This window comes from Enterobacter sp. SES19 (genome assembly GCF_011765665.1).
Lineage (GTDB): Bacteria > Pseudomonadota > Gammaproteobacteria > Enterobacterales > Enterobacteriaceae > Enterobacter > Enterobacter pseudoroggenkampii.
Genome location: NZ_CP050320.1, coordinates 2,855,617 through 2,868,827 on the forward strand (window position 1 = coordinate 2,855,617; position 13,211 = coordinate 2,868,827).

The following is a 13,211-nucleotide window of genomic DNA, read 5'->3' on the forward strand; positions in this document are numbered from 1 at the left end:
AGGCGGCTGATGAAGTCCAGGCTCGACTCCTGATACTGCACGCAGTAGTCCCACACCCGGTAGCTGCCGGTGAGTTTATCCTCAACGTTAACCTGATGCTCACCGAGCAGGGTTTTCACAATCTGCGGCACCGTCTGCCCCTGGAAAATACGCAGGTTACGGTCGCGCTTCATCGGCCACAGGTCAGGCTCCACCGTCAGCTGGTACACCGCATAGCGGGTGCCCGTCAGCTCAACGGCGCTGACCGCCACGCGGGTAATCTTGCCGTTAACATAGCGGGACGTCAGCAGATTCTGCGTCGGGATGGTCACCGTGACCGGCTGGCCCAGCAGCTTACTGCGGTCGATGCGCGCGTCCGTGCCGAGCACGGTCAGCGTCAGCGCGAACGACTCGGACATCGCCTCGCGGCCCGTCAGTTTCCAGAACAGAAGCCCCTCCACCGGGAGCTGAACGGTAATTCGGTTGAGCATAATCTTTATTCCATCTAGCTTATGCGATGCAGAAAAGGGGTTCGCATCTGTGATAAAGCGTCATTCAAGAAAGGGGCTTTTCCCTCTTGATCATCCAAAAAACAAGAGAGTAGATTTTCAGTAACTCTGAAGTGACAAATAAGCCTACATTCAACCAGATGTTTGAAATATCAAACATACTTACTAAAAGAGGGAAAAATGAGACCGAACATCTGAATGAAATCAAGCGAAATAATTCCTGAGCAAGGGCAAATTTAATCGCTCCGATCTTTCGCTTGAAGAATAACCAGGCCGAAGTACACAAAGAGAGTAATAAAAGTAAGTCAAGCACAAAAAAAAGCATGACCAAAATGCTGAAACCATCACCTGCATAATAATGCAACGAATCACTAAACGCTTTTGCATCAGAAATGAATGGAATTCTGTCGTGGCGAACTGAATTCACGCAATAAAGCAATATTGCGAGAAGATCCATACTTCCCCAGAAATACCATAATTTGCTATTTAAATGAGTGAGGTTATTTTGCGTACGCCCGATATTGTTATTTACAAAAATGGGGAGGCACATGTTGGCTTCAACTCAACTCTCCGGGTTAGGATTAAATTCAAAACGCATAAACAGGAGAGACAATCTTCTCGAATTCCCTGGATGAAGCCTCTGGCTTCGAAGAGCGTACACTTCCATAGTCTCTCCTGTTTAAATTCCTACGGATTCACCAGCCAGGTGCCCGGCTTGGCAATATCCAGCGTCTGGCCACGCGTTCTTCCGTTGCCCTGCAGTTCAATCTTCGCCTCTCCGGCCGGCAGCTTGAGCGATGCATAGCCGTTGGTTCCCGGGCGCAGCGCTTTTGGCTCGCCGTTCACTTTCAGCGTTTCGCCGTCGAGGATGCGGATATAGACCAACGCAACAGGGCTCGCGACAGGCGGTGGCGTCTGTTGCGCCGTCGCCTGCTCGCTCACCTTCGCTGTTTCCGGCTTCACGTCTGGCGCGTTCGCGGCGGTTTCGGTCGAACGCGCCTCTGCCGGTGCCTGTGCAGCCTGCTCAGGCGTATCGTTACTACTGCTGAACAGCATCGCCCCGGCGACAATACCCACCAGCACCCCTGCGGCAACCATGCCCGGGATCTTGTAGCGGCGCCAGTCGAGCAGCGAAGCAGGTTGTTCCTCCTCCACCGGTACCAGCATCGTGCCGGGCTTTTTCGCCGTCAGCACATCGTTGATACCGGCGACCGGCATCTCTATCAGCGCGGCGAACTCGTCGATGGACTGCGGACGGTCCTCCATGTGCAGCGCCAGCGCGCGGTCAATGGCCTGCAGCAGCGGAATGGAATAGCCCTGCGGCATGATTTCCACCAGCGGTTTGCAGGTATCCTGAATAGAGCGCACCACGCTGACCGGCGGCGGAGAACCCACAATCAGGGTACGCAGCACCGCGCCGAGGGCGTAAATATCCGTCCACGGGCCCTGCTCGCTTTCGTTGTCGTCGGTGTACTGCTCAATCGGCGCAAATCCCGGACGCAGCATGGTTTCCGTTTCGTCGGAGAGATTACCGATGGTGCGTCGCGCGGAGCCGAAATCGAGCAGCACCGGCAGGCCGTTATCCTGGATCTGAATGTTATCCAGAGAGATGTCGCGGTGCAGGTAGCCTTCGTCGTGGATGGTCTTGATCGCACCGAACAGCATCGGCAGCGTGCGGCGGATCCAGGCTTCGTTGATCAGCTCCGGCTTTTCTTCGCGCAGGCGCGACAGCGTGGTGCCGCTGTAAAACAGCGTCCCCATATAGGCCGTGTCGTTTTGCACCCAGAAACGCAGGACGTGCAGCAGGTTCGGGTGGTTAAAGCGCGCCAGCAGACGTGCTTCCTGAATAAAGCTGTTCAGGCCCGCGGAGAACGCTTTGCCAAAGCGCTCGCTGCGCAGCACCAGGGTCATGTCGTCGCCGCGCACGGCGAGCGAGGAAGGCATAAATTCTTTGATAGCGATAGTGCGTTCGAGCTGGTGATCCCACGCGCGATAGACGATGCCAAAACCGCCGCCGCCGATCACCTCTTTGATTTCAAACTCGTTGAAGCGGTACCCGACCGGGAGCGCGTTTGGGACAGTCCGATTGTTATCATTATCCGTCATCTTTTACAGTTCTCTTGATGATTATTACGCGGCAAACTGACAGTGAAACTCGCCCTGCTCGCAGGTGACGTGCAGACGTCGGTACTGCTCGTCGCTGCGGCTGGCGGTAAGTAAGATCTGGCTCATCTGAGGCAGCAGAGTGTTGGTCAGAATAGCGTCCACCATGCGGCCGCCGGACTCCACCTCGGTACAGCGCTGAACGATTTGTTCCACCACGCTGTCGTCAAACTCAGAAATAATGCTGTGATTCTCTTCCAGACGACGCTGAATGCGCTTGAGCTGCAGGCGAACAATCTGCCCCAGCATCTCGTCGCTGAGCGGGTAATACGGCACCACCAGCAGACGGCCCAGCAGTGCCGGTGGGAACACCTCCAGCAGCGGCTGGCGCAGCGCGCCGCTCAAGGCGTCCGGCTCCGGCACCAGCTCCGGATCGGCGCACATGGCGCTAATCAGGTCGGTGCCGACGTTAGACGTCAGAATAATGATGGTGTTACGGAAATCAATGTGGCGCCCCTCTCCGTCTTCCATCCAGCCTTTATCAAAGACCTGGAAGAAGATTTCGTGGACGTCCGGGTGCGCTTTTTCAATTTCGTCCAGCAGCACCACGCTGTACGGGCGGCGGCGCACGGCCTCGGTCAACACGCCGCCTTCACCATACCCTACGTATCCCGGAGGCGCACCTTTTAAGGTGGACACGGTGTGCGCTTCCTGGAACTCACTCATGTTGATGGTGATAACGTTCTGCTCGCCGCCGTACAGCGACTCCGCGAGCGCCAGCGCGGTTTCGGTTTTACCGACGCCGGACGGGCCGCACAGCATAAAGACGCCCACCGGTTTGTTGGGATCGTCGAGCTTCGCCCGCGAGGTTTTCACGCGGCGGGCAATCAGATCCAGACCGTGACGCTGGCCGATAACGCGCTGGTTCAGCGTGTCGGCAAGGTTGAGCACCGCGTCGATCTCGTTTTTCACCATCCGGCCCAGCGGGATCCCGGTCCAGTCAGAGACCACCGCGGCAACCACGTTTTCATCCACCGCCGCAAACAGCAGCGGTTCATCACCCTGTAAGGCGTTCAGCGCCTGCTGCTGTTCCGTCAGCTTGCCGCGCAGCTCAGCGGTATCTTCTTCGCCCGCCGCGAACAGCGCGGCGCGCAGGCGGATAATCTCCTGCACCAGACTGCGCTCTTCTTCCCAGCGCCGGGACAGGGCTTCGCGTTTTGTCTCATACGCGTCGCGTTCGGCGCGTAACGTTGCTACGCGCTCAGCATCTCCGGCACCGACGCGCGCCTCGCGTTCTGCGATCTCAATTTCCACGTCCAGCGCGGCAAGATGGCGCAGGCAGTCTTCCAGCTGCGCAGGCGGCGCGCTCTGGCTGACCGCGACGCGGGCGCAGGCGGTGTCGAGCAGGGCAACGGCTTTGTCCGGCAGCTGACGCGCCGGAATGTAGCGATGCGACAGCTTCACCGCCGCGCTGACCGCTTCGTCAAGCAGCAGAACCTGGTGGTGCGTCTCCAGCGGCGACACGGTGCTGCGCAGCATCAGAATGGCTTTCGCTTCGTCCGGCTCGTGCACCTGCACCGTCTGGAAACGACGGGTCAGCGCCGGGTCTTTCTCGATGTACTTTTTGTATTCCGCCCAGGTGGTGGCGCCGATGGTGCGCAGCTGACCGCGCGCCAGCGCGGGCTTCAGCAGGTTTGCCGCATCACCGGTCCCCTGCTGGCCGCCTGCGCCAATCAGGGTGTGGATCTCATCGATAAACAGAATAATCGGCGTGGCGCTGGACTGGACTTCATTAATGAGCGCCTGCAGCCGGGCCTCGAACTCCCCTTTCATACCTGCGCCAGCCTGCAGCATGCCGATATCCAGCAGCCACAGCTGAATGTTCTGCAGCGGCTCCGGCACGTCGCCGTCGGCGATACGCAGCGCCAGACCTTCCACCACCGCCGTTTTCCCGACCCCGGCTTCCCCGGTCAGCAGCGGGTTGTTCTGGCGACGACGCATCAGGATATCCACCATCTGGCGGATCTCCTCGTCGCGCCCGACAACCGGGTCAATCTTCCCGTCGCGGGCGCGGGCGGTCAGATCCTGGCCGTACTGGGCCAGCGTCCCCTGCGCAGCCGGCACTGCACCCGCCGGCGCATCGACGGCGGCAGCGGCCTGCTGCGTCTCTTTGCTGTTGGCGCAAATAGCGTCGAACTGCTCAATCAGCACCTCGACGTTAAGGCGGGTGAACTGCGACGAGATGCTTTTCAGCACGTTGGCCAGATTCCAGGTTTTCAGCATGCCGATCAGCAAATGGCCGCCGCGAATGCGGCTGACGCCAAACTTCAGCGAGCCGAAGACCCAGGCGCGCTCCACGGCGCTGTCGATGTGTTCGGAGAGATCGGAAACGGAACTCGCCCCGCGCGGAAGGACATCCAGCGCGGCAACGATATCGCGCGTCAGCTGCTGTTCATCAAGGGCAAAGTGGCGGATGACCTGCTGCAGATCGCCATCCTGCTGCTGCATCAGCTGATGCAGCCAGTGCACCAGCTCAACATAGGGGTTGCCGCGCAGCTTGCAGAACGCAGTGGCGCTTTCCAGAGAGGTAAATAACAGCGTATCCAGTTTGCCGAAAAGCACGGCACGGCTTATTTCTGACATGTTCGGTTCCATTGATAACAATGCGTTAGAAAAATTATCGCTCTGCGCAATACACCAGATCGCCACGCGGGACAGGCCGCGGCTGAAGGCCCAGCCAGGTGTTGTAGCCTAATCGCCCGGCACCGCCGAGCGTGGTGCCCTGCACCGCGTCTTCACGCAGGATCACCCGTGTTTCCCATTCAAACTCCACCCCGGCGTACTGACGCACCCAGTCACGCAGCTCGGTGACCCACGCTTCCCCCGGCAGAAAACGGTTGTACTCTTCCGCGCTCAGCGGGCCAATGTCGATGCGAAACTTATGCTGCACGTCGCGGACGGCGACGCCGAGAAAGGCGGACTCCCCCATGCGCGGCATGCGGCGTCCTGCTCCCAGCTGCGCCTGCTCACGCGTGGAGAGCGGCATCCACTGCGGCACGTTGCTCACCAGCTTAACCGGCGCCTTAAAATAGCTGCGCAGGATCTTCTCCAGCCCCTCCGGATCCCGCCCGTGACGGGTCAGGTGCCCGGCGTGGGTAAAGCGGGCATGCGAGCTCAGGCTGCCTTTGTTCATCTGACCCGGCTGCCCCATGCCAATCAGCGACGCCAGGTAGCCTTCAAAACGCCTGTTATCGGCGCGATCCAGCGAGACGGTGGGCTGCGCATCCGCCCAGGCACGGTAAAACAGCAGCGCAAGGCGGTGATGGAACAGATCGGCAAACGCGCTGAGGCTGGTGTCCTGATGATGATAAATACGCTCGCGGGCGTATTCGGTCATGTGGACCGGCAGCGGGCCGTTCGGGCCAAACAGGCCGAAGCTGAGGATAGATACCTCATGCAGCCCGCTTTCCTCCCGCTGACGCACCTGAGCCAGCGTCGACGGCGCAAAACTCATCGACGGCTGCTGGCCGATGCGCAGCGGTTCAAATTTCGGCAGCGGCGCGCGGCCCAGCGGGTAGCGCTCGCCGCCCTGGGCATCAATGCGCCTTAACAGCTGAAACAGATCGTAGCGCCAGGGCGTCTCGCGCACCCCGTGCCAGAACGCATCCGGCAGCTTCGTCAGGCGATGCACGCGCAGCGGTACAGTGGCGGCGTCACTCATATCAGCGCCCTTTTACCCATGCGCGGCGCCCAGTAGCCAATCTCGCCGCGCTGCTGACTTTTCAGGGTGAACTCCGTAAAGCTGTTGATCGACACCAGACGGGCAAAGAGACGCTCCATCACGCTGCCGAAGAGCCACGGACTGGCGCCGGAAAAGGCTCGTTCATCCACCGTCAGGGTAATGCCGATCCCGCGGGCGAACACCACCGGGCCGGGTTCAGGCACGCGGCGGTGAACCGGTTCCAGCACGCAGTGACGAACGCCTTCCACCTGACGCGCCACGGGCGTTTCTGCCAGGTTGGCGTACAGCCCTAACAGCTGTCGCAGCGCGGCTGCGCCCTCTTCGTTTTCGCTGTCCATCAGGCTGAGGTAGTTCATCTGCAGCTGGCTGATGAGCCGCCAGGTGCTGAACCCTTCGGCCAGCGCCGGACGCGGCGGCGTCGGGCCTTTACGCAGCGTGAGGGATTTCACCGGCATGGAATCGGCCATAATGAACTGCCCGAGCTCCTGCTGCAGCATCAGCGGCAGATCGCGGCTGGTGCAGAGCACCTCGGCAGAGATATAGCGCAGGTTTTCCTGCCAGGGGGCGTGCTGTTCATTCACCAGCGAGACAAAGACCTCCGAGCCGATATAGCCGGTTCGCGTGCCGTAGCGCAGGGCGTGCTCGGACAGCACGCGCTGTTCGCGGCGCAGGGAAAAATAGGCCCCGTAGTTGCCCGCATCGCCGCTCCAGGTGCTCCAGAACGGACGAAACGTCTGGTCATCACGCTGGCCGTCCGCGCTGCCATAGATTTTTTTGACCGCATAAATTTCATAATCCAGCGGACGGATGTTATCCACCACCAGATGGTATTCATGCTGGCCTTCATTCAGCTTCTGACGCGCCGCGACCTTTGGGAACAGGTTGATGACCGGCGTGCAGTGCAGCGCCAGGTGGCTGGCATCGACCACGCGCTCCAGCTGTTCATCCGACTTATCCAACAGAATAAAGATATCGAAGGCTTTTTCGTCTGCACAGCGCTGGATGAGCTTGCTCAGGCCGCTGAGGCTAATGAAGCGGAAACGGGCCGGAAAGGCGAAATACTCCTGCAGCAGGCGATAGCCGTCAAAGTTGCGCAGATCGTCCGGAAGCAGCGCCTGGTCAGGCTCAAAACCCTCCTGGCGCAGCGCATCCGACGCCAGCAGCTGTCGCTGCGGCTGCGGGCCGACCGTCTGACAGACGATCCCAACGTGGTGCTCCATCACCAGCTCCAGCAGCTTCAGCGCTTCAATGTCCGGACCGCCGAGGAAAAATTCCAGACGGTCGAAATCCAGATGCCCGAGGTTTTGCGGGCCATCGCAGGCGATGCGGATCCGCAGAGCGCTGCCGATCCCCCGCTGGCTCAGCCCCAGCTGCGCGAGCGGCAGATCGGCGGGCACGCCGCCCAGCTCGACCTTGTCGATTTTCAGCGGCAGCAGGTTGACCTCGTGGGCCGTGGTATAGCTGCAGGTCACGCCGGTTTTTTTCAGCGCCAGGCTGTCCATCATGGTACCGCGCGGCACAATGAAGCCCTTGCTCAGGTCACCCCTGCTGCTGTCGGGCTCAATCTCTGCGATCGCCATCGACGGCGTGGGCGCAAGATAGTTCGGCGCAATCATCTCCAGCAGACGCTGAGAGAAGCGCGGAAACTCCGCGTCCATTTTCATCTGCACGCGGGAGGTCAGGAAGGCGAAGCCCTCCATCAGACGTTCGGTATACGGGTCCGCCACCTCGATGCCGCGCATGCCCAGCCGCCCGGCGACTTTAGGATAGCGTTCGGCAAACTCGGCCCCCATTTCGCGCAGGTAGGCCAGCTCACGGTTGTAGTATTCGAGCAGTTTACTTTCCATGATTACCCCGCATCTTTCAGTTCAAAATGGCCGTTTTCCAGATCGACATCGGTACGAAACAGAAACTCCAGCGGGTAAGGCACACACCATAAACGCCCTTTGATCTCGATGGAGAGCACGTTGTGCAGATCCAGAGAGGAGGTATCCGACACGCAGCGGACCTGCAGCCCCTGCGGCAAAATGCGTGGTTCAAAATTGATGATGGCCTCGGTGAGCTTGCGCTGAATGTCGTGCCATTCGATGTCCGACATTCTTTTCCCGGCCAGCGGCGCGACGCCGAAGTTAACCACCGAGCGGCTCACGTGCGGTAACGCGCTCAAATCACCGGAGGCATCGTGGTTGATGGTATTAAACAGCCACTGCAGATCCCGCAGCACATTGCGACGCAGGGCGGCATGGGTGATCAGATTGCTGTTGGCCGACTCGCGCTTTTTTTCCGGGTCGTTATCAGTGAGGCGATCGAGCAGCGAAGGCTGCATTTTGTCGCGCGCCCCCACCTTCTCCTGCTTGCTGCGGGCTTGCCAGCCGCTGCGCAGCAGATCGCCTTCGCCAGCGGGATTACTCATCGGCTCCATCCGTCGCGAACGTCACGAGGCTCAAGGACAGCAGCGGGCTTTCGCTTTGCTCGCTCAGCCAGGCCTTCTGGCCCTGGCCTTCATACAGCGTGCCGTCAGTATCGAGCGGGTGCCAGTCGGTGGTGCGCCCCAGTTTGACCGCATCAGAGGCATCGGCTGCAAACGGGTAACGCGCCGGGATCTGACACACCTGTTCCGTTCCGTCGGTCAGGCGCACCAGCGCGTGACGCCAGACCAGATCGGTGACGCTGGCAGGCGCCTGGAAACGGATCTCCGCGATGGCGTTAAACGGCAGCCAGAAATAGCGGCCGTTGACGATGGTTTCGCAGACCGGGCCGAGACGGGCGTCGCCGTCCATCAGCCAGTCAAAAGCCTGCGTCTCCTCGTTTTCAAGGGTGACACTACCAGGGTTTGCCTGCGCCTGTTCAAGGGCTTCCAGACGCAGCGCCTGCGCGCGCTCGCCCTCCTCGCTCAGCGCCGCGGCAAGGGTGGTCAGCCACGGCCACTGGGTTTCAGGCATCGCCGGACGCGCCTGTCCCGCCATCACCTGCGCGCGCTGCAGCTCGCCCTGAATGGACTGCTCCAGCAGCGTGACGGTGGGCTTCGCCTGCGGCTTCAACGCCAGCCAGCTTTTCAGCTGGGTCAGGGCACGCGTCCAGTTGCCGCTAAGGGTTAAAAACTGCACGAACGCGGCGCGGAGGTCGGCATCTGCCGGACGGGCTTTGATTTCTGCTTCCAGACGCGCGAGCGCGTCGTTAAGCGACTCACCCGCCAGGTGTTGATAGAGCGTATTCATTGCCATTCCTTAATTTGCCGCGCGCCATGCGCCGACGGCCGGATCGCGCAGCTGAGGACGCAGGGTGTCAATCAGAACGATATTCAGCGGCGTGCCGGGTGCCACCCAGGCGCTCCAGGTTTTTTTCACCGCCGCGATACGCGCCTGCAGTTTTGCATCATCGCTGGCGGTTTCACGGGAAATCTCCACCGCGACCGTGCCGTTGCTCTTCCAGCTGTTCAGGGCATTGTCGTAAGGCAGGATCATCCAGCTCTGGTCGCTGTTTGGGGTGCTGAATACCATGCGCTCTTTGTTGACGGAAGTGATCAGCGCGTTTTCCGGATCGGCGCTTTGATTCAGTCCGGTCACCGGGAAGCCATGAATGTAGGTCACCGCCATCTCTTTCTGCCCGCCGTTGCGGGACTGCGACACAACGGTGTGTCCGCTCAGCCAGCTGCCGTTCCCGCAGCGGGTGGTGTCAGAATCCGGAATAAAGAGCGCCGGAGCGGAAGCGCCACCTTCCCAGAAGGTGCGCAGGTGGCAGCCGTCCTGCAGGGTGAATTCCTGCCACGGCGTGCGGTCGGCCGCGACAGTGCGGGATGCAGCGTTCTGGTCTGGCGGCAGTAACGCGCCGCTGGCTGGGGTTGCGGTGACGGTCGCAGCAGGTGCGGCCTGCTCCTGTTTCACCACCAGCGCCCAGTCCTGCGCTTTGCCAGCCGTGCCCTGCGCCAGCGTGGAACCCGCCGGATCGTTGAGCGTCCAGCTAAGCTTATTCACTTTGCTGCACTGGTGTTCCAGCAGTGAGCCAAGACGCGGCACAAAGTTCTCCAGCACGGAGACGTCTTTCTTGCCGTTTGCCACAATGCGCAGCGCCACCTCAGGCTTACACCAGCTCTGCGGCGTGTTGTCTTTGATGTTGTCGATCCAGATATCCAGCTTCTGCGCAGGAGACTGCACGATGCGGAAATTTTCAGCCTGCGCGGTGGAGGTCGCCGCCAGAAGTGCCAAACCCGATAGCCAAAGTTTCATATCGTTCCTTGTGTGTCTAATCAGTTCCGCAGGGAAGAAATTGTGCTGCGTCAGAGAGGGTGTGCAGCAAAGTGGTGTCCTGAGGGTTGCCCATCCATACCGCCAGGGCAGTATAGTTATCCTGAGCATTCCCCTCCTGTTCGCCATTCTTTTGAATGATTTGGTTCATTAAGGTCAGCCACTCCTGCGGCGTATTGACCATATGCAGCGACTGCTTCATTTGCTCTTCGCTGACGCCGTGCCAGAACCCGTCGGTGCACAGTAAAAAGGCATCGCCGTCCTCAACCTGCACCACATCGCTGTAGCTCGCTTCCGGCCCGCCGTTTTCAATCCCCAGCGCCAGATAGAGCAGGTTGCTGTTCAGGTTGTCGGTCTGGTGCCCGGCATCTTTCATCTGCTGCACCAGGCTGTGGTCGGTAGTCACATGCCACAGCCATCCCCGGCGAAACAGGTACAGGCGGCTATCTCCGGCGTGCGCCCAGTAGGCCAGCCCGTAATCACGATCAATGAACAGGCTGACCAGCGTCGTGCCCATCCGGCGATAGTCCTGTACGGCCTGCTGTTCGCTGAGAATGGTGCGGTTCGCCGTCTGCACGTAGTCGCGGATGTGCTGCGCATTAAGATGTTTGTCGCCATCGAAGCGGGAGATAATGCTGTTGCGGGCCAGCGCTGCGGCCACCTCGCCGCCCGGCAGCCCCGCGATGCCGTCGCAGACGACAAAGCAGGCTGAACGTTCCCCTATGGTTTCTCCCGTCTGATCCTGGTTGCTGGCGCGCGTCCCCTGGCGGGAGAGAGAAGCCGTTGCGATATTCATTTGTCTTCCGATCCGCTCTGTGAGTCTTTGTACTGATTGACCTCCATGTCATACGCATGAAGGAAGGCCTCGCCGAACAGGGTGTGGAAGTCATCCTCAATCTCGCCCGCCGTCTCGCCATAGCTGCGAACAAAGTAGTCCCACAGGGCGGCTTTGCGGCTGCCCGGCAGCGCCAGACGAGAGGTCATCCCGTTCTGCTTCGCCTGCTCTTCCAGCTGCTCCGGGTTAAAGGACTGCAGCATCGCGGCAATAATGGCGCGGATGCCGGAGATCATGCCCAGCTGGTGCGCCTGCAGATCGATCAGGGCGTCGCGCACCGATTTTGTCGGCGGCATAAAGCCCGGCATTGGGGTGCCAAACATCTGGATCAGGACAGTTTTGCCGGTCGGCAACAGCTTGAACGGGTTGTTGGCATCGTCCAGCACCATGGTCATATCGGCTTTCACGCCGCGCTTGAGGATGGAGCGCGAGGAAAGCAGCGCCACGGTCCCCTGAGAGAACATGCCGAGGATCTGCCCCAGCTGACGCATATTTTCACGGTCAAACTGCGGGACGGGCTGCATTTCGCTCAGCCCCATCCCCTCCAGCAGTGCCTCCAGCAGCTCGCCCTGCAACACTTCGCCCTTCTCACCGCTGTTTGCCGTGGTGGTTGGTGAGGCGGCGTTATTGACCGGGTCGATGCGCAGGCGGCCCTTCGGGGCCTGAGCGCTACTGCGCGCAACGGCCTGTGGCGTAGGCATGGTGAAGCCTGCGTAATCCGGTCGCGCGGGCTCTTCTTCAGCACGCGGTTCTTCCTGCGGCTCTGGGGCGAACAGCGGAGAATCGGCCAGCACGTCCTCTTCCTGTTCAGGTTCCGGCACTGGCGCAGGCTTCTCGGCAATAATGTCATCCGGATGGGTTAGTGGCGCGCCGCCCATCAGCCCGAGCGGGTCGTCATTACGCGCGGCTGGCGCGCTGGCCTTACCGCCAAACAGGGCCAGCGGATCGAGCTCATCCGTCGCCTCTTCTTCTGGCTTCACGGGGCTCGTCTCGCCCGGCGGCACCAGCGTTGACGGGGTGACGTCGTCAAAAATACTCTCTTTTTTGAACAACGCTTCGTCGCTGAACAGCGTGTCCGGGTCGACATGCTTACGCTCGAGCTTTGGATCGCTGTCGTTGAACATCGCCAGCGGATCTTCGGCGTTACGCTCCGGGGCCGCAGGCTGGGAGAACGGATCGTGCGATGCAGCAGGCTGCGGTTTTGTACGGTTGCTGGAGATGCTGTCGGAGATGGAGAACTCCTGCATCAGGCTATCCCAGATCTCCGTTGGCACGGCGGTCGGCTCGGCTTTCCCGCGCGGTGCGGCACTTGCCGGTTTCGGTTGAGGCGCTGGCGCGGTCGCGGGTGCGGCTGTCGGACGCGCCTGCTGGTGCAGACTGGCCGCCATACGGCTCACGGGCTGGGTATCGTGGATCAGTTCGGTCACTTCGATACGGTAGTCATCAATACCGAGAATGTCGCCATCCTGCAGTTCAACCTGACGCCCTCGCTCCAGCGGAATGTCATTTAATACCACGCGGGTGACGCTGCCACGGTTGGTCACGCGGCATTCGCCCTGGGCGTCCACGTGAACAATGGCCTGCAGACGAGAGATGGTGCGGTCATTATCCGGCAAAACCAGATTGTTATCCGTACCGCGCCCAATGGTGCCGCCCGGGGCGTAAAAATCACAGCTGCTTTGCGGCGGCTGATGACCGGGTTTCGTAGAAATAATCGTGAATCGCATGGCGTATTCCTGCTGGTATGATTAGCGCTCAAACGCTGCCGCTCTCGGGACGAGAACGGCGGCGTTTGGGGC

Annotated in this window: 11 protein-coding genes; all 11 read right to left on the reverse strand. The window is 60.4% G+C overall.

The window, feature by feature from the left end; all coding sequences use genetic code 11:
• The coding region (locus tag GXP72_RS13650; protein ID WP_280115396.1) for a contractile injection system protein, VgrG/Pvc8 family at positions 1-470 on the reverse strand (470 nt) is incomplete at its 3' end.
• Positions 471-534: 64 nt separating this feature from the next.
• Positions 535-945, reverse strand: coding sequence for a hypothetical protein (locus GXP72_RS13655; protein ID WP_228117491.1), 411 nt, complete (start codon positions 943-945; stop codon positions 535-537).
• A 230-nt stretch (positions 946-1,175) separates the two neighbouring features.
• Complete coding sequence (locus GXP72_RS13660; protein ID WP_208762995.1) at positions 1,176-2,594, reverse strand: serine/threonine-protein kinase; 1,419 nt, start codon at positions 2,592-2,594, stop codon at positions 1,176-1,178.
• A 24-nt stretch (positions 2,595-2,618) separates the two neighbouring features.
• Positions 2,619-5,234 (reverse strand): type VI secretion system ATPase TssH, encoded by a 2,616-nt coding sequence (gene tssH, locus GXP72_RS13665; RefSeq protein ID WP_024909845.1) that lies wholly within the window; start codon positions 5,232-5,234, stop codon positions 2,619-2,621.
• A 34-nt stretch (positions 5,235-5,268) separates the two neighbouring features.
• A complete protein-coding gene (gene tssG, locus GXP72_RS13670; protein WP_208762996.1) occupies positions 5,269-6,312 on the reverse strand; it encodes a type VI secretion system baseplate subunit TssG in 1,044 nt (347 codons plus the stop codon).
• The gene (gene tssF, locus GXP72_RS13675) at positions 6,309-8,180 is read right to left on the reverse strand and encodes a type VI secretion system baseplate subunit TssF (RefSeq protein ID WP_024909843.1); all 1,872 of its coding nucleotides are present in this window, start codon (positions 8,178-8,180) and stop codon (positions 6,309-6,311) included. Before tssF ends, tssG begins: the two co-directional genes overlap by 4 nt.
• 2 nt (positions 8,181-8,182) lie before the next feature.
• A complete protein-coding gene (gene tssE, locus GXP72_RS13680) occupies positions 8,183-8,746 on the reverse strand; it encodes a type VI secretion system baseplate subunit TssE (RefSeq protein ID WP_024909842.1) in 564 nt (187 codons plus the stop codon).
• The gene (locus GXP72_RS13685) at positions 8,739-9,551 is read right to left on the reverse strand and encodes a type VI secretion system accessory protein TagJ (RefSeq protein ID WP_039266575.1); all 813 of its coding nucleotides are present in this window, start codon (positions 9,549-9,551) and stop codon (positions 8,739-8,741) included. The genes tssE and GXP72_RS13685 overlap by 8 nt, the downstream gene beginning before the upstream one ends.
• A 9-nt stretch (positions 9,552-9,560) precedes the next feature.
• A complete protein-coding gene (locus GXP72_RS13690; protein ID WP_024909840.1) occupies positions 9,561-10,559 on the reverse strand; it encodes a hypothetical protein in 999 nt (332 codons plus the stop codon).
• Between the two features lie 16 nt (positions 10,560-10,575).
• Complete coding sequence (locus GXP72_RS13695) at positions 10,576-11,373, reverse strand: protein phosphatase 2C domain-containing protein (protein WP_008502637.1); 798 nt, start codon at positions 11,371-11,373, stop codon at positions 10,576-10,578.
• Positions 11,370-13,139 carry a type VI secretion system-associated FHA domain protein TagH gene (gene tagH, locus GXP72_RS13700; RefSeq protein WP_208762997.1) on the reverse strand — a complete coding sequence of 590 codons (1,770 nt, stop codon included), beginning with the start codon at positions 13,137-13,139 and terminating at the stop codon, positions 11,370-11,372. The genes GXP72_RS13695 and tagH overlap by 4 nt, the downstream gene beginning before the upstream one ends.
• Positions 13,140-13,211 lie beyond the last annotated feature (72 nt).

Coding starts and splice junctions, on each gene's coding strand:
- GXP72_RS13655 (WP_228117491.1), bottom strand. CDS start 945: ATGGATCTTCTCGCAATATTGCTTTATTGCGTGAATTCAGTTCGCCAC.
- GXP72_RS13660 (WP_208762995.1), bottom strand. CDS start 2,594: ATGACGGATAATGATAACAATCGGACTGTCCCAAACGCGCTCCCGGTC.
- tssH (WP_024909845.1), bottom strand. CDS start 5,234: ATGTCAGAAATAAGCCGTGCCGTGCTTTTCGGCAAACTGGATACGCTG.
- tssG (WP_208762996.1), bottom strand. CDS start 6,312: ATGAGTGACGCCGCCACTGTACCGCTGCGCGTGCATCGCCTGACGAAG.
- tssF (WP_024909843.1), bottom strand. CDS start 8,180: ATGGAAAGTAAACTGCTCGAATACTACAACCGTGAGCTGGCCTACCTG.
- tssE (WP_024909842.1), bottom strand. CDS start 8,746: ATGAGTAATCCCGCTGGCGAAGGCGATCTGCTGCGCAGCGGCTGGCAA.
- GXP72_RS13685 (WP_039266575.1), bottom strand. CDS start 9,551: ATGAATACGCTCTATCAACACCTGGCGGGTGAGTCGCTTAACGACGCG.
- GXP72_RS13690 (WP_024909840.1), bottom strand. CDS start 10,559: ATGAAACTTTGGCTATCGGGTTTGGCACTTCTGGCGGCGACCTCCACC.
- GXP72_RS13695 (WP_008502637.1), bottom strand. CDS start 11,373: ATGAATATCGCAACGGCTTCTCTCTCCCGCCAGGGGACGCGCGCCAGC.
- tagH (WP_208762997.1), bottom strand. CDS start 13,139: ATGCGATTCACGATTATTTCTACGAAACCCGGTCATCAGCCGCCGCAA.